General features: G+C 73.0%; 14 protein-coding genes. 7 read left to right on the forward strand and 7 right to left on the reverse strand.

Annotated elements, in window-relative coordinates:
• A partial coding sequence (locus tag ABT023_RS27305; protein WP_502890768.1) for an arsenate reductase/protein-tyrosine-phosphatase family protein occupies nt 1-175 on the reverse strand: 175 nt, incomplete at its 3' end.
• Nucleotides 176-337: 162 nt separating this feature from the next.
• On the opposite strand from ABT023_RS27305, the gene ABT023_RS27310 reads away from it, so the two are divergent.
• The 3 genes from ABT023_RS27310 to ABT023_RS27320 all read left to right on the forward strand — a co-directional run bounded on the left by ABT023_RS27310 (nt 338) and on the right by ABT023_RS27320 (nt 4,140).
• Nucleotides 338-1,597: a glycosyltransferase family 4 protein gene (locus tag ABT023_RS27310; RefSeq protein WP_350889379.1), complete on the forward strand. Its 1,260-nt coding sequence runs from the start codon at nt 338-340 to the stop codon at nt 1,595-1,597.
• A gap of 88 nt (nt 1,598-1,685) precedes the next feature.
• The gene (locus ABT023_RS27315; protein ID WP_350889381.1) at nt 1,686-3,470 is read left to right on the forward strand and encodes a DUF4012 domain-containing protein; all 1,785 of its coding nucleotides are present in this window, start codon (nt 1,686-1,688) and stop codon (nt 3,468-3,470) included.
• Nucleotides 3,471-3,483: 13 nt separating this feature from the next.
• On the forward strand, nt 3,484-4,140 hold the full coding sequence (locus tag ABT023_RS27320) for a hypothetical protein (RefSeq protein ID WP_350889383.1): 657 nt from the start codon (nt 3,484-3,486) through the stop codon (nt 4,138-4,140).
• Between the two features lie 106 nt (nt 4,141-4,246).
• Here the strand turns inward: ABT023_RS27320 and ABT023_RS27325 are convergent, their stop codons facing one another.
• Complete coding sequence (locus ABT023_RS27325) at nt 4,247-5,728, reverse strand: MFS transporter (RefSeq protein WP_350889384.1); 1,482 nt, start codon at nt 5,726-5,728, stop codon at nt 4,247-4,249.
• Between the two features lie 84 nt (nt 5,729-5,812).
• Nucleotides 5,813-6,049: a hypothetical protein gene (locus ABT023_RS27330; protein ID WP_350889386.1), complete on the reverse strand. Its 237-nt coding sequence runs from the start codon at nt 6,047-6,049 to the stop codon at nt 5,813-5,815.
• A 158-nt stretch (nt 6,050-6,207) separates the two neighbouring features.
• On the opposite strand from ABT023_RS27330, the gene ABT023_RS27335 reads away from it, so the two are divergent.
• Nucleotides 6,208-7,371 (forward strand): geranylgeranyl reductase family protein, encoded by a 1,164-nt coding sequence (locus ABT023_RS27335; RefSeq protein WP_350889388.1) that lies wholly within the window; start codon nt 6,208-6,210, stop codon nt 7,369-7,371.
• Between the two features lie 378 nt (nt 7,372-7,749).
• Here ABT023_RS27335 and ABT023_RS27340 read toward each other — a convergent pair whose 3' ends face one another.
• From ABT023_RS27340 to ABT023_RS27350, 3 genes are all read right to left on the reverse strand, one after another.
• On the reverse strand, nt 7,750-9,555 hold the full coding sequence (locus ABT023_RS27340; RefSeq protein WP_350889390.1) for a bifunctional metallophosphatase/5'-nucleotidase: 1,806 nt from the start codon (nt 9,553-9,555) through the stop codon (nt 7,750-7,752).
• Between the two features lie 111 nt (nt 9,556-9,666).
• The gene (locus ABT023_RS27345) at nt 9,667-10,329 is read right to left on the reverse strand and encodes a nucleotidyl transferase AbiEii/AbiGii toxin family protein (RefSeq protein WP_350889391.1); all 663 of its coding nucleotides are present in this window, start codon (nt 10,327-10,329) and stop codon (nt 9,667-9,669) included.
• Nucleotides 10,326-10,688: a hypothetical protein gene (locus ABT023_RS27350; protein ID WP_350889392.1), complete on the reverse strand. Its 363-nt coding sequence runs from the start codon at nt 10,686-10,688 to the stop codon at nt 10,326-10,328. The genes ABT023_RS27345 and ABT023_RS27350 overlap by 4 nt, the downstream gene beginning before the upstream one ends.
• A gap of 460 nt (nt 10,689-11,148) precedes the next feature.
• Between ABT023_RS27350 and ABT023_RS27355 the strand changes: the two genes are divergently transcribed.
• Both ABT023_RS27355 and ABT023_RS27360 read left to right on the forward strand, forming a co-directional pair.
• On the forward strand, nt 11,149-11,751 hold the full coding sequence (locus ABT023_RS27355) for a hypothetical protein (protein WP_350889394.1): 603 nt from the start codon (nt 11,149-11,151) through the stop codon (nt 11,749-11,751).
• Nucleotides 11,752-12,016: 265 nt separating this feature from the next.
• The gene (locus tag ABT023_RS27360) at nt 12,017-14,902 is read left to right on the forward strand and encodes a M48 family metalloprotease (RefSeq protein ID WP_350889395.1); all 2,886 of its coding nucleotides are present in this window, start codon (nt 12,017-12,019) and stop codon (nt 14,900-14,902) included.
• Nucleotides 14,903-14,973: 71 nt separating this feature from the next.
• On the opposite strand, the gene ABT023_RS27365 is transcribed toward ABT023_RS27360, so the two are convergent.
• Nucleotides 14,974-17,247 (reverse strand): ATP-binding cassette domain-containing protein, encoded by a 2,274-nt coding sequence (locus ABT023_RS27365; RefSeq protein ID WP_350889396.1) that lies wholly within the window; start codon nt 17,245-17,247, stop codon nt 14,974-14,976.
• A 260-nt stretch (nt 17,248-17,507) separates the two neighbouring features.
• Between ABT023_RS27365 and ABT023_RS27370 the strand changes: the two genes are divergently transcribed.
• On the forward strand, nt 17,508-18,620 hold a 1,113-nt coding region (locus ABT023_RS27370; RefSeq protein WP_350889397.1), incomplete at its 3' end, for a D-alanyl-D-alanine carboxypeptidase family protein.

The following is an 18,620-nucleotide window of genomic DNA, read 5'->3' on the forward strand; positions in this document are numbered from 1 at the left end:
CGGTCCCGGCGGCCACCTGCGCCGCGTACGGATGCATCGGCCGGCCGTCCACGGCGGCCGTGCCGGCGCTGGCCACCTCGACCGGCAGCTTCGCCAGCAGCCAGCCGGCCAGGTATTCGGCCATCGGCGAGCGGCACATGTTGGCATGGCAGACGAACAGGATCCGGTCGGCCATCGGAGACTCTCCCAGCGGTCTGGTCGCGCGTCGGCCCGGCGCTGTGCCGGCACCCACCGGGGCAGCGCCCGTGGGCAGCGCGCTGCCGGCATCGTACGCAGGTGACACCACACAGGGTGGCCCCGCCGCGCCGGAAGGTGACCGCCGGGATGGGGGTGCCCGGTGAGGATCGGCATCCTGGCGTACCACTTCCCGCCGGAGCCGGCGTTCATCCCCGGCAGCCTGGCCGAGGGGCTGGCCGCCCGTGGCCACGAGGTTCGCGTCCTGACCGGCTTTCCCGACTACCCGGGCGGCCACGCCTATCCGGGCTGGCGGCAGCGGTGGCGCTACGAGAGCCGCAGCGAGCGGCTGACCGTGCGCCGGGTGCCCCGGTGGACCGGCGGGGACGCCTCCGTCCGCGCCAGGATGGCGAGCTGGCTGTCCTTCGCCGCCAGCGTCGGGACGATCGGCCGGGGGCAGCTCGCCGGCGTCGATGCCCTGTACGTCCACCAGCTGCCGCCGACTACCTTCGCCGCCGCCGGGCTGCTGCGCCTGCTGGGCGCGGTCCCGACGCTGCTGCACGTCCAGGACGTGCACCCGGAGCTGCCCGGGCCGGCGGAGGCGGCACGCCCCTGGGCGGACCGGCTCGCCAAGGCCACCCGTCGGCTCTACCGCTCCGCCGACCTGGTCGCGGTCGCCGCCCCCGCCATGCGCGACCTGGTGGTCGCCGGTGGCGCCGACGCCGACCGGGTGCGGGTGGTGCTCAACTGGACCGACGAGCGGCTGTTCCGCCCCGCCGAGCCGACCCGGGAGGCCCGCCGGCTGGTCCGGGGCGACGGCCGCTGCGCGGTGATGTACGCCGGCACCATCGGCGCCCGGCAGGGCCTGGAGACGGCGGTCCGCGCCGCAGCCCCGCTGCGCGGCACGATGGACCTGGTCCTGGTCGGCTCGGGCCCCGACGAGGGGCGGGTGCGGGGGCTCGCCGAGGAGTTGGGGGCCCGAAACGTCCGGTTCGTCGCGCGCCGGTCGCCGTTGGAGATGTCCGACCTGTACGCCGCCGCGGACTACCAGCTGGTGATGCTGCGCGACCTGCCGGAGCTGCGCGGCAGCGTCCCCGGCAAGCTGCAGGCGGCGTTCAGCTCCGCCTCGCCCGTGGTGGCCTCCGCCGGGGGCGACACCGTGGAGATCGTGGAACGGGCCCGGGCCGGGCTGTCCTGCCCGCCGGAGGACTGGGCCACCCTGGCCGACCGGTTCTGGCTGGCCGCCACCATCCCGACGCCGGCGCGGCTGGAGATGGGGCGGCGTGGCCGGGAGGCGTACCTGCGCGACATGTCCACGCGTGGCGGGGTGGACCGCGTCGAGGAGCTGCTGTACGAGGTGGCCGGGCGGCCCCGTGGTTCGGACCCGACGGAAGAAAGCTCCCGTACGGGACTCGAAGTCTGAAAAACCGCGATATCCCCACGCGACCTGCACCATTCGTGCTAGAAAACGATGAATCATCATTTCTGTCCGCTTTTCGACGGGAGCAGATGTGAGGGAAACCGTGCGGCCCCGCCGCCGTCGGCGAAGATCGACACGGCGTACCAGGGCGCGGGTACGGCGGGTCCTGCTCACCGGCCTGATCGTCGGCTCGCTCGTCGCGGTCGGCGGCGGCTGGGTCGGCTTCCGCGGCTGGCAGGCCCGGGCCCACCTGCTCAACGCCGCCGGGCTGGCGCGGCAGCTCAGCACCGAGGTGGTCGGGGCCGACGCCGACCGGGCGCAACGCACCCTCGCCGCGCTCCAGGAACAGGCCGCCGCAGCCCGCGCCGCCACCGCCGACCCGGGCTGGTCGGTCGGGCGGCACACCCCGTACGCCGGGGACGACCTCGCCGCGGTCCGCGAGATCGCGGTGGCCGTCGACGAACTCGCCCGGGACGCGTTCCCCGCCCTGCTGCGCACCGACCTGTCCACCCTGCTGCCCGGCAAGGGGCGGCTGGACGTCAACCGCCTCCGGGCCGTCTCGGCCCAGCTCACCGACACCGACGAGGTCGTCCGGCGCACCAACGCCCGACTGGCCGCCGTGCCCACCACCGGCCTGGTCGACCCGGTCCGACAGGCCGTGACGGACCTGCGGGCCGAGACCGACCGGCTGGCCGCCCTGACCCGGGCCGCCGACCAGGCCGCCCGTCTGCTGCCGAACCTGCTCGGCGCGGGCGGGCCGCGCAGCTACCTGCTGGTGTCGCAGAACCCGGCGGAGCTGCGGGCCACCGGCGGCATGTTCGGCGCGTACGCGGTGATCCAGGCGGAGGACGGCCGGCTCCGGATGGGCGCCCAGGACGCCGCCGCCAGCCTGGGCCGCTTCGACCTGTCCGCGAAGCTGAGCACCGAGGTCCGCAACCTCTACACCGATCTGGTCGGCACGTATCCGGCGGACGTCAACCTGACCCCGCACTTCCCGACCGCCGCAGCGCTCTTCCGGGCGATGTACCGCAAGCGCAGCGGCACCACGGTGGACGGGGTGCTCGCGGTCGACCCGGTGGTGCTCTCGTACCTGCTCAAGGCCACCGGGCCGGTGCCCGTGCCGGGCAATACCACCCTGGTCAGCGACAAGGTGGTGCACACCCTGCTCTCCGACACGTACCAGCGGCTGGACCAGGCCAGGCAGGACGAGTTCTTCGCGGCCTCCGCGGCTGCCGTGTTCAGTACCTTCTTCACCCGGGAGGTCGACCCCCGGGCGTTGCTGTCCGCACTGGACCGCGCCATCGGCGAGCGGCGGATCCTGTTCTGGAGCGCCCACCCGGCCGAGCAGCGGGTCATCGCCGGCAGCCGGTTGGGCGGGGCGCTGCCCGAGCAGGAGAACGTTCCCACCGTCGGCGTGTTCCTCAACGACGGCAGCGGCGCGAAGCTCGGCTACTACCTGCGGCCGTCGGCGACCCTGACCGTGGGGGACTGCCGCCCCGACGGCCGGCGGCAGCTCCGGCTGAGCTTCACGCTCCACTCGACCGCGCCCGCCGGCGGGCTCTCCCCCTCCGTCCTCGGCCTGGGCCTGGCCGGGGACCCGTACACCGCCCGGACCCTGGTGTCCGTCTACAGCCCGGCCGGCGGCGCGGTGCTCGCCAGCCGGCTCGACGGAGCCGACCTGCGGGTCGGCAGCGGCCTCGAACGGCGGCGACAGGTCGTCATCGCCAACGTCGAGGTACGCCCCGGCATCACCCGGACCCTCGACGTCGACGTGCTGACCGGCAGGACCGGCAGCGGAGACGCCGACCTCTGGCTCACCCCGACCGCCACCCCATGGACCACCCAAGTTAAGTCCGCACCACACTGTGACCAGTAGGAGGGATCCAATCATGCGGCTATCCCGCATCATCATGGCGCTCACGGTCGGTCTTGCCGTCGTGGCCGCGCCGACCGCGGCGGGGGCGGCGCAGCCGCAGCCGACACCGTCGCCGTCCGGCCCACAACAGCCGCCGCAGTACCCGCCGCAGCCCCCGGCGCTGACGGTCAACCCGTCGACGATCGTCCTCGGTCAGACCGTCACCCTGACCGGTGCCGGGTTCGGGCCGAACGAGTCCGCCGAGCACACCGTGGCGACGACGCCACTCGCCGCCGGCCTGACCGGTCAGGCGCCGGCCCGCCGCAGCGACGGCAGCACCGTCGCGATGGCCCCGGTGGCCTACCAGGCGGCGGCGCCGTCGCGGTTCACGGTGCGGGCCGACGCGGAGGGGAAGTTCTCCGCCCGCTACACGCCGAGCGTCACCGGCCGGCACACGTTCACAGCCGTAGGTGCGACCACGGGCAGGACGGCCACGGCGACCCTGACCGTGCTCCCACGCGAGCAGCCCACACCGACCCGCAAGCCGCACGGGGGCCTGCCCGTGACCGGTGACAGCATCGGCACGCCGCTGGCCGTCGGTGGCGGGCTGGTCGGTGTCGGTGTGGTGCTGACGCTTGCCGGGCTGGCCTGGCGTCGCCGTAACCGCTTCGGCACGGGGTCGACGCGCTGACCGTCCTGAGTGCCTGAGCTACCACGTGACGGTGCCCGCCGGCTTGTTCACCGGCGGGCACCGTCACGCGCGCTGCCGGCGGGAGCCCCCGCCGTGGGCCGGGTGGTCAGGGGTGAGTGGAGGACCGGGGGGCCCGGCGGCTGCGGTGGATGTCGATCAGGGCTGCGATCAGGGCGAGCGCGATGATGCCGGCGGCAAGCAGCAGCGAATGTCGGAACGCCGTCGACCAGTTTCCGCCGGTCTCCGCCAGGGACGAGAAGAAGACCGCGCCGACGGCGGCAATGCCGGCGGCGGAGCCGATCCGCTGACCGGTCTGGAGCATCCCCGCGCCGCTGCCCGCCTGCTCCACCGGAACCTGGGACAGGGTGAGGGTCTGGTTCGGGGCGATGACCAGGCCGCTGCCCAGCCCGGCGATCAGCAGCGGTACCGCAGTGAGCAGGGGCACCGAGCCGCGCGGGTCGCCGCGCAGCACGAACGCCACCGCGCCGAGGCCGAGCACCACGGCGAGCAGGCCCACGGCGACCAGCGGGCGGCCGTACCGGTTGACGATCCGGCCGCCGAGCGCGGACGCGGCGGCCGAGCCGAGGGCGAACGGCGTGATGGCCAGGCCGGCGATCAGCGCGCTGTAGCCGAGGCCGTTCTGGAGGTACAGGGTGAAGATGAAGAAGATCGCGGTGAAGCCGCCGAAGTAGACCAGCGCGATCAGGGACCCGAGGGTGTACGAACGGAACCTGAACAGTCGCAGGTCGAACAGCGGCGTCTCGTGCCGGGCGTACCACCGCTCCCAGAGGCCGAAGCCGGCGAGCGTGGCCAGGCCGGCGGGTATCAGCGCCCACTTCCACGGACTGTGCCACTGTTCCCGCTGCACCAGCGGCAGCAGCAGGAGCAGCACGCCGACGGCCAGCAGCAGCACCCCGACCGGATCGAGCCGGTGCCGGGACACGCCCCCGGACGGGCGGGCGGGCAGCAGCCGCCAGCCGAGCAGCACCGCGACGATCCCCACCGGCACGTTGACGAAGAAGACCCACCGCCAGCCGTGCTGTTCGCCGCCCGCCTGGATCAGCAGCCCGCCGAGCAGCGGGCCGACCGCGGTCGAGATGCCGATCGTGGCACCGAGCAGGCCGAACGGCCGGGCCCGTTCCGGGCCCCGGAACAACTGCTGGATCAGGCCGGTGACCTGTGGGTTGACGATTCCGGCGGCGGCGCCCTGCAGCAGCCGGGCGGCGACCAGCCACTCGGGCGATCGGGCCAACCCCGCCAGGGCGCTGGTCAGCGTGAACAGGGCGATCCCCAGGACGAACGCGTTGCGGCGGCCCCGGGCGTCGCCGAACCGTCCGGCCGGCACCAGCACCAGGCCGAAGGTGAGCGCGTACCCGGACAGGACCCATTGCAGGTCGCTCGGGGTCGCGCCGAGCGCCCGGTCGATGGATGGCACGGCGACGTTGACGATGCTCACGTCGAGCAGCGTCATGAAGGCGGCGACCAGGCCGACCCCGAGGGCCTGCCAGCGCCGTCGGTTGTCGACGTCGTCGGCCCCGTCGGCAGCATCCGTCGACCGGCCCGGTCGGTCCGGCCGTCCTGGGCTCATGGCGGTGCCCCCCGTCGGCCGTCGATCACGTGCCAATGATCGCTACCCGGGCCCCCGAGGGGCAATCCGGGGCCTCGCGCCCGTTCACGCCATCTGGCGGGCACACCAGCGCGGGCCGAAGTCCAACCCAGCCATCGGTGAGTCCTCCCGGTGCAGGAGGTTCTTCTCGGTCAACATGTGCAACGGCGCGTGGATCTCGTCCTGGGGCAACCCCGACTCCTGCGCAATCATGTCGGGATAGGGAACCTGTCCACGGGACTCCAGCGCGGCCACCGCCTGGTAGACCCGCTCCTCGACATCCGACAGCCGTACCTGCTGCATGACTTCCTCCTCGACGTGACCGCCCGGCAGGGGGCGGGACTGCGCTGGACGGTTACCCGCCGCCCCGGGGTTGATGCCCGCCCGATCGTGCGGTTCCCGCCGGCCCGTACCCGCTGCGCCGCCCGGCTTTCCGTCCGGCGGTGCCCTAGGCTTCATCCGTGATCATCTGGGACCTCGCTGTCGTCGGTGGCGGCCCCGCCGGGCTCTCCGCCGCCCACGCCGCGGCCCGCGCCGGGCTGCGCACCCTGGTCGTCGAGCGGGCCGCGCACCCCCGGTACAAGACCTGCGGCGGCGGCCTGATCGGCACCTCCCTCGCGGCGGTCGGCGACCGGATCGACGTGCCGGCGCACGACCGGGTGGACCGGGTGACGTTCACCCGGGACGGGCGGCGCGAGTTCACCCGCCGGCACGCCGACGGGCCACTCGTCGCGATGGTGCGCCGCGCCGAGTTCGACGACCGGCTGCGCGCCGCGGCGGTCGCCGCCGGGGCCGAGGTGCGCGAGCGGGTCGCCGTCCGCGCCCTGGAGCAGGACCCCGATCAGGTACGCCTGCGGCTCGCCGACGGCGACACCGTGCACGCCCGTACGGTGATCGGCGCGGACGGCTCCTCCGGGGTGACCGCCCGGCACGTCGGCGTCCGGTACCGGCAGGTCGACCTGGGGTTGGAGCTGGAGCTGCCGGTGTCCGAGGAGGAACAGCGCCGGTGGCGCGGCCGGCTGCTGCTGGACTGGGGGGCGATCCCCGGCTCGTACGCGTGGGTGTTCCCGAAGGGCGACCTGCTCACGGTGGGGGTGATCGCGGCACGCGGCGAGGGGGAGCGGACCCGGGAGTACCTGCGTGACTTCGTCGACCGGCTCGGGCTGTCCGGGGCGACGCCGGAGCACGACTCCGGTCACCTGACCCGGTGCCGTGCGGACGACTCGCCGCTGCGCCGTGGCCGGGTGCTGGTGACCGGGGACGCGGCCGGCCTGCTGGAACCGTGGAGCCGGGAGGGGATCAGCTACGCGCTGCGCTCCGGCGCGCTGGCCGGGTCGGCCGTCGTCGACGGCGACCTGGACGGCTATCCGCGCGCCGTCGACCGGGACCTGGTTCCGTCGATGCGGGCCGGTCACCGCCTGCTGGACGTGTTCGCCCGCCGGCCGGACGTCTTCCACGCCCTGCTGGCCACCCCGCCCGGGTGGCGGATGTTCGTCCGGTTCTGCCAGGGACGGGCGAGCTTCGACGAGACGCTGGACCGGGCGCCGGTGCGGGCGGCGCTGGCGCTGCTGGACCGGCTCCCGCCGGCCCGCCAGGTCCGTTCGACGCCAGTCGTGTCCCGGTGAGGCGGCGGGGCTGCTCCGATGTCGGACCGGGCGCAGGATGGAGATTCGTGGAAGGAACAGCCGTGACCGCGTCCGACGCCTCGTTTACCGACGGTCGCGAACCCGGCGTCAGGCACAACCAGGTCCGCGACGCCCTGGGCATGGCCGCATAAGCGGGCGTCTCGGGCAACTCCGCACCGGAAGGACCGCAGAGACACCGAACTCGGTGCCGTGCGACGCTGCTGGAGCAAGAAGCGGGAGGAGTACGTGCTGGGGTGGGCGGTCGCTCTGCCCAGATCCTCGATTGCGAGGTCGGCCTACCTCGGTGCACCTGAACAAGCCGACGCGCGACAGCTCGCTTCCTGGCCTCGGAAGGGAGCTGTCGCGCGTCCGGGCTGATCAGGCGCTCGGGAACTCCACCGGCACGCCCTCACGGACCAGCTTCCAGTTCGGCACGTAGAAGTCGGCCGGGTCGATGGTGCCCCGGGCCTGCGCCCAGTCGATGAGCAGCTGGCGGATCTCCTGCTGCGCGTTGTAGACCTGGGTCTTCACGATGCCGGGGAAGTTGCCGCCGCCGCTGCGCCGGTAGTTGTTCACCGCGACCACGAACTGCGCGCCGTCGGCGACCGGGGTTCCGGTGCCGGGCAGGACCAGGCGGGTGATCCGCCGGCCGACCGGCCTGCTGATGTCGATGTCGTAGTCCAGCCCCGAGAAGACGTCGTAGTTGTAGTCCGGGACGGCCGGGTCGCTGATCGTCGTCAGGTCGACCGGCGCGCCGACTGCGAGGGTGGTGAAGTACTTCGCCGAGTACTCCAGGTAGGCCCGCACCTCGGCACCGGTGAGGACCACCGCCTCCAGGGTGTTGTCGAAGACGTACAGCCCGGCCACGTCGCGGATGCGCACGTCGCCGGCGGGGAAGACCGCCGTGCGGCTGAACGGCGCCGCGATCGACAGCACCGGCAGCCCCGCGTACGCCGTGCCGGCCAGCGCGTCCGTGACGACCTCGGTCTGGACGTGGTTGATGAAGTCCAGGATCGGGGTGTCCTGGTACCGAGACTCGGTCGCCGACAGCTCCACGGTCGACCGGGCGACCACCGTGTTGACGTACGCGACGGTCTTGCTGTGCTGGCCGCGCACGGCCGCGAGCACCGCGGGGTCCTCGACCACCGTGTTGGTGTTCAGCATGGTGGCGTGCTTGGTGGCCACCTTCCAGCGGCCCCGCTCCCGGGTGAGGGTGAAGTCCATCCGGGTCAGCCGCTGACCCCACTTGGACGGCTCGGAGAGCAGCACCTGGACGCCGGTCCTCGTGTTCGTCACGAACTTCTCGACGACCTCGTTGTGCGCGTGACCGAACAGGATCGCGTCGATGCCCGGGACCTGCTCGGCGATCATCGTGCACGGGTTCTCGTTCGGCAGCTCCGGGCCGTAGCTGGAGGTGCCGCTGTCGCCGCCGTGCGCGGAGACGATCACGACGTCGGCGCCCCGCGCCCGCATGACCGGCACCCACCTGGCTGCGGTCTCCACCATGTCGGCGAAGATCAGCTTGCCCTCGACGTTGGACTTGTCCCAGATCGCCACGCCCGGGTTGGTCAGGCCGAGGATGCCGACCTTCAGTTTCGGCGCGCCGTGCCCGCCGAGCCGGACCTCCTTGATCACGTACGGCTGGTACGCCGGTTTGCCGGTCGCCTCGTTGACCGCGTTCGCGGCGAGGGCCGGGAACCCGAGCTGCTTGATCCACTTGGCCAGCAGGGGCAGGCCGTAGTTGAACTCGTGGTTGCCCAGCGTCACCGCGTCGTACTTGAGGATGTTCATCGCGTTGGCCATCGGGTGGGTCGCACCGGTGGTGGTGATCGGCTCCTGCTTGGCGTAGTACGTGGCCAGCGGCGTGCCCTGGATGGTGTCGCCGGAGTCGAGGACCAGGGTCGCCCCGCCCCGCCGCTCGGCCCGGATCTGGTTGACGAGGGTGGCCAGCTTCGCGACGCCGACGTCGTTGTGCTTGCTGTCGTCGTACTCGGCGTCCCGGTAGTAGTCCCAGTTGTACACGTTGCCGTGGGTGTCCGAGGTGCCCAGGATCGTCAGGTCCCAGGTCTTCGGGCCCTTGGACCCGGCCGCCTGCGCGGGCGCGCCCGCGATCAGGGGTGCGGTCGCGGCGGCGGCGGCGACGGCCAGCACCTGGCGGCGCGACGCGCCGGAGGAGGAGGTCATGAGGTGCCTTTCCATCAGGGTGGGCGCGCCTCGCGGGCGCCGTTGCGCACCCTAACGAGCCGCTGTCCCGCCCGCCACAGGAGCCGACATGCTGCACAGCCGGTGGGGAGGTCAGCGGGGCCAGGCGGCCAGCCGGGCCCGCAGCCGCGCGACCTGCGCCGCGTCCAGGCCGTACCGGGCGAAGCGTCGGTCGGGCAGCCGGTCCAGGTAGCGGCCGGCGGCCCGGACGTCCTCCGGTTCCAGCGCCGGGTCGAGTTGCCGGGCCAGGCCGAGGAGCTCCGCGACCGAGTAGTGATCGAGGGCGGCCCCCACGTCGATGAAGTCGCGGACCTCCCGCCGGTTGACCAGCGCCGCCGTCTTGTTGGCCACCAGGTCGCGGATGTCCATAACCGGCCCGAGGTCCATCACCACGGGGCTGCGGTACCGGTCGAGCCGGGCCAGGCTCAGCCGGATCTGCCGTGGCCCCCGGCTCACCACGAAGTCCTTCATGTCCCGGTCGAACCCGGCGAACAGCTCGGCCAGGTCACTGCCCGGGTCCGCGTCGGTCACCTCGAAGCCGGCGCGCTCCAGCGCGGTACGCACGCCGGTCGCCGCAGCAGCGGCCGCCCCCTCGACATCGGCGAAGAGGTCCACGTCCTCGGTGGGGCGGGAGAACAGCCCGTGCGCGGCCCAGGCGACGCCGCCGCCGAGCACGAACCGGTGGCGGCCGGCGACCGACAGGGCCACCCGGGCGACCTCGCGGTAGAACTCGTCCGGCGGTGCGGCGTCGTTCACGCGGTGCGGAGGGCCCGGTCGTCCCGCAGGGCCCGGTGGCGGTGCTCCCACGCCGCGCGGACGCCACGGGGAAGGTTGAGCATGGGCCACACCTGGCGCAGCAGGTGACCGTTGACCAGCTCCCGCAGGTCGTCCGCGTGGGTGGTCTCCCGCAACACGTTCTCGTACATCCAGAGCAGGTCGTCCGGGTCGCCGAGGTCGAAGGTGCGGTGCAGGTTCCACATCAGGCGTACGGGCAGCTCGACGATCCCCCGCGTGGGGCCGGTCAGCTCGGCCAGGGTGGGGGTGACGACGGCCGGGCGGCCCGGGCGGGCCAGGAAGGCCACGCCGGCCGAGGTGGGGGAGGCTACGCCCTGCATGGTGCCAGGGTAACGCCTGGTCCGGCCGACGCGGCGCTCGTGCCCGTCCCCCATTCGGTCGGTATGTCCCCGACCGGCCAGGGTGTCGGGACCTGGAGTCGATCATCCTGCCGGCACTTACCCGCAGCGGCGCGTCTGGGTCGAATGTCCGGTTTTCGGGTGACCGGCAGCATCCGTCCGGCGGAACATGGGCGGGCCCGGGGTCGTTACACATGGCGGACGATCGAGTAGCGCAGGCCGCTGCTGAGCTGCCCGACCCCCCGTGACTTCATCGGTGGAATGTGGGTGGGCGGCCGGTCGTTGCACATGGTCCCGCCGCCAGCACCCCCCCCCCGGGTGTGGTGAGTTGCCGGATGGGTTTCCCCCTTTTTGATCTTTTGGGCGCCTCGACGTGGTGCTCACACGCTCACCCTTTTTCCCCTGGGGTGGGGTGTGTCGACCCCCGATTGGAGTCACCCTGATGAACACGTTCATGCGTAAGAGCGTTCTCGGTATCGCTGGTCTGGCGTTCGCCGGTGGTCTGGCCGCCGGTCCGCTGCAGCACGCCACCACCGCCCCGCCCGCCGGGTCGACCGCCGCCCCGACGGCTGTGGCCGTGCAGGCTGACAAGCCGGGTGTGGACGAGGGCAAGCTGATTCCGCACGGTGTGCGGGGCGAGCAGTCCCGCATCGACCTCGGCGACGAGCAGACCGCCAACGTGAAGGCGATCGTGGCCGCGACGAAGAAGGCTGGCATGGACGAGCGGGCCGCTGTGATCTCGGTCGGCACGTCTTTGCAGGAGTCGAAGTTGGAGAACCTGGGCCATCTGGGTGACCGTAACGATCATGACTCGCAGGGCCTGTTCCAGCAGCGTCCGTCGTCGGGTTGGGGCACGGTGGAGCAGATCACCGATCCGGAGTACTCGACGCTGGCGTTCCTGAAGGGTCTGAAGCAGGTCGACGGGTGGCAGGACATGCCGCTGACCGAGGCCGCGCAGACCGTCCAGGTGTCCGCGTACCCCGACGCGTACGCGCAGTGGGAGCAGCAGGCCGCCGACCTCGTCGCCGAGCACTGGAACAGCTGACACCACCGAACAGCCAACCGGCCGGGCCCCCGACAAGGGGGCCCGGCCGGCGGCGTCTGCCGGTCCGACCGGCGCGGCCCCGCGACGGAAGGCGCCGCCGTTCAGGCTCCGGACGATGCCGATTGCCGACAGTCAACGCCCGCATCCACCGGGTATACATGTCGATACGCGCGAGGTGGAGCTCGCCGGCGGGCTTGTCCAGGCGTCGACGGTCGGCCCGTCGATGTGGCGGGCCCGGCGGCGCCGAGCACGGGGGGACGGCAGCGTGACCGGGTTGCCCCATCAGCAGGCCGGAGAGCGGGTGGTGGCCGCCGGCACCACCCTGCGCTTCGCGTTGCTGATCGCCCTGCTGATGGTGGCCAGCTCATCGATGATGGACAGCACGCTCTGGGTGTTCAGTGACTCGCCCGGCAACGGCTGCTCACTCGCCGCCGGCGTGGATCCCAGCCGGAGCAGCGACCTGACCGCCACGGCCGCCGTCCTCGACCAGGCGGACGCCTTCGAGGACTGCGTGGCCCGCTACTCGTCGGCGCCGGGTTGGTGGAGCCTCGCCTGGCCGGCCGCGCTGCTGGTCGCCGCCGGCCTACTGTTCCTCGGCCTGCCGGCCTGGAAGGCGCGGCGCAGTCGGGTCGTCCCGCTGGCCGCGGTCGACCGGGACGGTGAGATCCTGCGCGCGTTGGAGGACCTGACGGCGGCGGCTGGACTCGCGCGTGTGCCGCGCGTCGTCGTGGATCCGGGGACGGCATCGACCGGCGCGGTGGTCTTCGGCCGCAACCACCGGCCGACGATGTGTCTGCACGGGGGCCTGCTCGCCCGCCGGACCACCGACCCCGACGGCTTCCGGGCGGTGCTGCTGCACGAACTGGCCCACGTCCGCAACGGTGACGTCACCGTCACCTACATCACCGTCGCCCTGTGGCGGGTGTTCATCGGCATGGTGCTCCTGCCCTACCTGGCGATCTACGTAACCATGTTCGTCAACGCCGTGGGATCGCCGCTCTTCGTCGGTGAGCTGCCCATGTTCACCCGAGGGCTCCTGCTCACAGTCGTCCTGGTCGGGCTGGTCCACCTGGCCCGGGCGGACGTGCTGCGCAGCCGTGAGGTCTACGCCGACCTCGCCGCCGTGCGCTGGGGTGCGGCGCCCCGGGCCTGGGCGGTCACGACACCGGACCCGGTCGGGGGCAGGCTGAGGCGGATCGTCGGCCGCTTCGTCGAACTGTGGCGGACGCATCCGCGATGGGACCTGCGTCGGGACGCCCTGGCGGCTCCCGCGGCGCTGTTCGGCGTACGGGCGCTGCCGATGTTCCTGACCGGGGTCGCCGCCTGGCTGTTCACCTCTCAGGCCGCGGACATCCTGGGGGCGCGTGGCCTGACCGGCGCGTGGGCGCTCCAGGGGATGTCGCTCGTCGCGGCGGTGCTGGTCACCGGGTCGGTGGGCGTCGTGCTGTGGCGGGCGGTCACCCACGCCGTGCTGACCGCGCGGGCCGTGCCCTCCGGGGTGCGGGCGGGGCTGTGGCTTGGCGTCGGGATGGCGACGGGCAATCTGGTCATGAGTGACCTCGCGCTTCTCCAGTGGCTGCCCACCCGGCCGGCGATCCTGGTGCTGGTCGTGCTCGTGGCAATGACGTTCGCGTGGTGGACCGCGCAGTGCGCCCGACTGTGGGCCTCGGTGCGGCAGGGGCGGACGAACCGCCTGGTCATGACCCTGACGCTGACGGCCGCGGGTCTGGTGCTGTCGTCGTGGTTCGCCTGGTGGCGGCTCAACGGCCTGCTCTTCGCGTACGGGTGGCCGTTCGACAGCGTGGGCCTGCGCCACCTGCTGGAGCGGGGTCAGACGCCCGGCGACATCGCGGAGCACGGGGCCGCCCTGTCGGTGATCGCCACCGTGGGGTCGCTGCTGCACACCCTGCCCGATCGTCCCCTCGAACTGTCGGCGCTCGCCGCACTGTGGGTCGTACCGCTGCTGGCCTGGACGGTCCGTCCGGCCGTCGCCGCGTCCGCCCCGCAGAGCGGCGCTCCGGCCGGTGACGTCGACGACGCGCAGGCCGCCGGGGAGGCCCTGCCACCGCTGCGGCGGGCCGTGCTGCCGGGCCTGCTGACGGGGGCGGCCTGCTGGATCGCCGTCGCGGCGGTGATGGCGTACCTGCACGGCTGGCAACCGCCGCCCGGGCAGCGCGGCCTCCTCCACGTCTGGATCTACCTCGCGTGGGCGCTCGTGGCCATCGTGGCGGCGGCAACGGCCGCCGCCGTCGTCGTCGCGAGCATGTCGACGACGCGCTATCGGCTGATCATGGCGCTCATCGCCGCCCAGACCGCGACCGTGGTGGGTGCCGCCGGGCTCATGGTCCTCGCCTCGCTGGACGGATGCCTCGGGCCGCTCGACACGATCCGGGCGACCTGTCACCGCGGCCCCGCCGACGCGCTGTGGCAGGAGATCCCGTTCGTGCTGACGGCCGGGCCCGTGCTCGCCGTGATCGTCGCCGTGCTGTCGACGGCGGGTGTCTCGGCGGTCCGCGCGGCGTGGCGCTGCACGGCGCGACGTGCGACAGACGTGCCGTCGCGGGCCCCCCGACGAGGCGGGCTGGCCATCCGCCGCATCGGTGTGGGCGTGCTGTGCGCCGCCACGCTGGGAGTCGTCGCGCTGGAGGTGGCGCACCCCGCACCCGAGCGTTCGACGGGGTTCGACGCCACGGCCCCGCGACGGCTGAGCGCCGCCGCCGACCCCCAGGTGGTGTCCGCCGAGATCAGGGCGACACAGGTGTCCGCCTGGATGCGGTACGGCGGGACCGACCTCTTCAATCGGTTCCTGGCCGACTCGGGCGGCTTCGCGCGGTACCTGGCGGCGCCCGAGCGCGACGCTTCCGGGAAGCCCAAGCTCGACAGCTCCGTCGTGCACTCCCACTGCCTGAAACTCAACGGACTCGCGCGGGACACCCGCGCCTACTTCCGCATCCCCGACGCGCAGGCCCAGTCGCACTGGCGGACGTACATCACCGAGTTGGAGCAGAGCGCCCGGGACTGTCAACGCGCCGTGGACGAGAACAACGGCCATGTTCTCCTCTCGGCGGTACAGAAACTCGACGCGGCGCAGAAGGCCTTCGGCGCGGCCGTCACCCGGATCAGAACGGTGCTGGACGACGGCCGTCGCTAGGTTCCCGCCGGCCGGCGTGTCAGCGGGTACGTCGACGACGGGCCGGGCCCACCGTGGACCCGGCCCGGACCTCACTGGGCGACGTACTCCCGCAGGTGGGTGGCGGTCAGGGTGTCGCCGCGCGCGACGAGGTCGGCGGGGGTGCCGGTGAAGACGACCCGGCCGCCGTCGTGACCGGCGCCCGGGCCGAGGTCGATGATCCAGTCAGCGTGCGCCATCACCGCCTGGTGGTGCTCGATGACGACCACGGTGTTGCCGGCGTCCACCAGGCGGTCCAGCAGGGCCAGCAGGTTGTCGACGTCGGCCAGGTGCAGGCCGGTGGTGGGCTCGTCCAGCACGTAGGTGTGCGCCTTCTCGCCCATGTGGATGGCCAGCTTGAGCCGCTGCCGCTCGCCCCCGGAGAGGGTGGTCAGCGGCTGGCCGAGGCCGAGGTAGCTCAGGCCCACGTCGGCGAGGCGGTCCAGCACCGACCGGGCCGGCCCGCCGGGGAAGAAGTCCCGGGCCTCGGTCACCGACATGGCGAGCACCTCGCTGATGTTCTTCCCCCGCAGGGTGTACGTGAGCACCTTCGGGGTGAACCGGCGGCCCTCGCACTCCTCGCACCTGGAGGCGACCCCGGCCGTCATGGCCAGGTCCGTGTAGATCACCCCGATGCCCTTGCAGGTCGGGCAGGCGCCCTCGGAGTTGGCGCTGAACAGCGCCGGCTTGACCCCGTTGGCCTTGGCGAAGGCGGCCCGTACCGGGTCGAGCAGACCGGTGTAGGTGGCCGGGTTGCTGCGCCGGGACCCGCGGATCGGGGACTGGTCGACGACCACCACCCCGGCGCGGCGGGGGAGCGAGCCGTGGATCAGCGAGCTCTTGCCGGAGCCGGCGACGCCGGTCACCACCGTCAGCACCCCGAGCGGCACGTCGACGCTGACGTCGCGCAGGTTGTGCAGGTCGGCGCCGCGGATCGGCAACTGCCCGGCGGGTGGCCGGACCTGCTCGCGCAGGCTGACCCGGTGGTCGAGGTGCCGGCCGGTCAGGGTGTCGGAGCGGCGCAGCCCGGCGACGTCGCCGGCGTAGCAGACCCGGCCGCCGTCCGGACCGGCTCCCGGGCCGAGGTCGACCACGTGGTCGGCGATCGCGATGGTCTCCGGCTTGTGCTCCACGACGAGCACCGTGTTGCCCTTGTCGCGCAGCCGCAGCAGCAGGCCGTTCATCCGGGCGATGTCGTGCGGGTGCAGCCCGACCGTCGGCTCGTCGAAGACGTACGTGACGTCGGTGAGGCTGGAGCCGAGGTGGCGGACCATCTTCACCCGCTGCGCCTCGCCCCCGGACAGGGTGCCCGACTCGCGGTCGAGGCTGAGGTAGCCCAGGCCGATCTCGACGAGCGAGTCCAGCAGGTCGCGCAGGTTGGCCACCAGCGGCGCCACGGACGGGTCGGTGACCGCCCGGACGAACGCGGCCAGGTCGCTGATCTGCATCGCGGAGCACTCGGCGATGTTGCGGTCGGCGATCCGGGAGGACAGGGCGGCCTGGTTGAGCCGGGCGCCGCCGCAGCCGCCGCAGGTCGTGAACGTGACGGCCCGCTCGACGAACGCCTTGATGTGCGGCTGGGCCGGCTCCTTGTCCTTGCTCAGGTACAGCCGACGGACCTTGACGATTAGGCCCTCGTACGTGAGGTTGCCGCCGCCGACCTTCATCTTGGTGGCCGGTTTGTGGAGGAAGTCCTGCCACTGCTGGGGCGTGTAGTCCTGGAGCTTGACGTCGGGGTCGAACAGGCCGGAGGCGACGAAGGACTGCCAGTACCAGGAGTCGACCGCGAAGTTCGGCACCGTGATCGCCCCGTCGTTGAGCGACCGCTCGACGTCGACGAGTTCGTGCACGTCGAGGTCGGAGACCCGGCCCGTCCCCTCGCAGGTGGGGCACATCCCCTCCGGAAGGTTGAAGCTGAACGCGCCGGCCGCCCCGACGTGCGGCTGCCCGAGCCGGCTGAACACGATGCGCAGCATGGCGTACGCGTCGGTGGCGGTGCCGACCGTGGAGCGCGAGTTCGCCCCCATCCGCTCCTGGTCGACGATGATCGCGGCGCTGAGGTTGCGCAGCGAGTCGACGTCCGGCCGGGCCAGGCTGGGCATGAACGACTGGAGGAAGGCGCTGTAGGTCTCGTTGATCAGCCGCTTCGACTCGGCGGCGATGGTGCCGAAGACGAGCGAGGACTTGCCGGAGCCGGAGACCCCGGTGAAGACGGTGAGGCGTCGCTTGGGGATGTTCACGGAGACGGACGCGAGGTTGTTCTCCCGGGCGCCGCTCACCTCGATCATGTCGTGGCTGTCGGCGACGGTCCGAGTCGGCTGCTGCATGCGAACCCTTCGGGCGATCGTGGGCAGGGTGAACCCTGCCCGGTTGCTGGTGCTGGGCCTGGCCGGTTCAATCATCTCATTGACCCGTACGTTGAGACTTTCGCGGCAACGCGGCGTCGTCACCGGCTAGAGCGGGCGAAAAACTCTCAAACGGCGCGTGAGCGGGACGGCGGACGCCGTGGCGGAACGGCAACCGTGGTGCCGGTCCGGCGCGCGTGGCCGCCCGTCGGCGCCGGACCCTGCCGGTTAGGGTGCTGGGCATGAGAGCCCCGGTGCTGGCCGCCGCTGCCGCCGTCCTCCTCGCCGGTGCCGTCCCGGCCGTCCCGGCGGCCGCCGCGCCCGCCGGTCGGGCCGCTGCGGCGGTGCCCTGCCCGAAGGCGGTGGCGCCGAAGGTGCCGCGCTCCCCGAAGCCGACGCCCCCGCCGTCGGTGCCGGAACAGCAGACGGTGGGCGGCGCGGCGCTGGCCGCACCGGGCCTCGTCGCGCCGGCCGGGGCCACCCCGCCACCGGCGGTCACCGCCACGTCCTGGCTGGTCGCCGACCTGGACACCGGAGCGGTGCTCGGCGGCTGCGGCCCGCACGGGTACGCCACCCCGGCCAGCGTGCAGAAGCTGCTGCTGACCGCCACGGCGCTGCCGAGGCTGGACCCGAAGCAGGTGGTGACGGTCACCCACGCCGACCTCGACATCGCCCCCGGCAGCTCGGCCGTCGGACTGCTGGAGGGCGGTCGCTACACCGTCGAGACGGTGTTCCTCGGGCTGCTGCTCCAGTCGGGTAACGAGGCGGCCAACGTGCTGGCCCGGCTCGTCGGCGGCCCGGCCGGGGCGGCCGGCGGGGTCCGGGCGATGAACGCCGAGGCGGCGCGCCTCGGCGCCCTGCAGACCCACGCCGTCACTCCCTCCGGGCTGGACGGCCCCGGCCAGTTCACCAGCGCGTACGACCTGGCGCTGATCGCCCGGGCCTGCTTCGCCGACCCCACCTTCCGCCGGTACGCGCTGACCGAGAGCACCCGGATCCCCGACCAGCCGGCGCTGCGGAAGAAGGGTTTCCAGATCCAGAACGAGAACCAGCTCATCTACCGCTACCCGGGGGCGCTGGGCGGGAAGACCGGCTTCACCGACTACGCCCGGCACACCTACGTCGGCGCGGCGCAGCGCGGCGGACGCCGGCTGGTGGTCACCCTGCTCGGGGCCGAGCCCAGCCCGATGCGCGGCTGGGAACAGGGCGCCACGCTGCTGGACTGGGGCTTCTCGCTGCCCCGGGACGCCTCGGTGGGCCGTCTCGTCTCCCCGGGGGAGACGGCCGCCAACGGCTCGCCTTCGGCGTCCGCGTCGCCCGGAACGGCGGTCTCGCCCGCGCCCCGGGCGGTGGCC

The organism is Micromonospora sp. NPDC002296 (genome assembly GCF_040296145.1).
Lineage (GTDB): Bacteria > Actinomycetota > Actinomycetes > Mycobacteriales > Micromonosporaceae > Micromonospora.

Coding starts and splice junctions, on each gene's coding strand:
- ABT023_RS27325 (WP_350889384.1), bottom strand. CDS start 5,728: ATGAGCCCAGGACGGCCGGACCGACCGGGCCGGTCGACGGATGCTGCC.
- ABT023_RS27340 (WP_350889390.1), bottom strand. CDS start 9,555: ATGACCTCCTCCTCCGGCGCGTCGCGCCGCCAGGTGCTGGCCGTCGCC.
- ABT023_RS27330 (WP_350889386.1), bottom strand. CDS start 6,049: ATGCAGCAGGTACGGCTGTCGGATGTCGAGGAGCGGGTCTACCAGGCG.
- ABT023_RS27365 (WP_350889396.1), bottom strand. CDS start 17,247: ATGCAGCAGCCGACTCGGACCGTCGCCGACAGCCACGACATGATCGAG.
- ABT023_RS27350 (WP_350889392.1), bottom strand. CDS start 10,688: ATGCAGGGCGTAGCCTCCCCCACCTCGGCCGGCGTGGCCTTCCTGGCC.
- ABT023_RS27355 (WP_350889394.1), top strand. CDS start 11,149: ATGAACACGTTCATGCGTAAGAGCGTTCTCGGTATCGCTGGTCTGGCG.
- ABT023_RS27320 (WP_350889383.1), top strand. CDS start 3,484: ATGCGGCTATCCCGCATCATCATGGCGCTCACGGTCGGTCTTGCCGTC.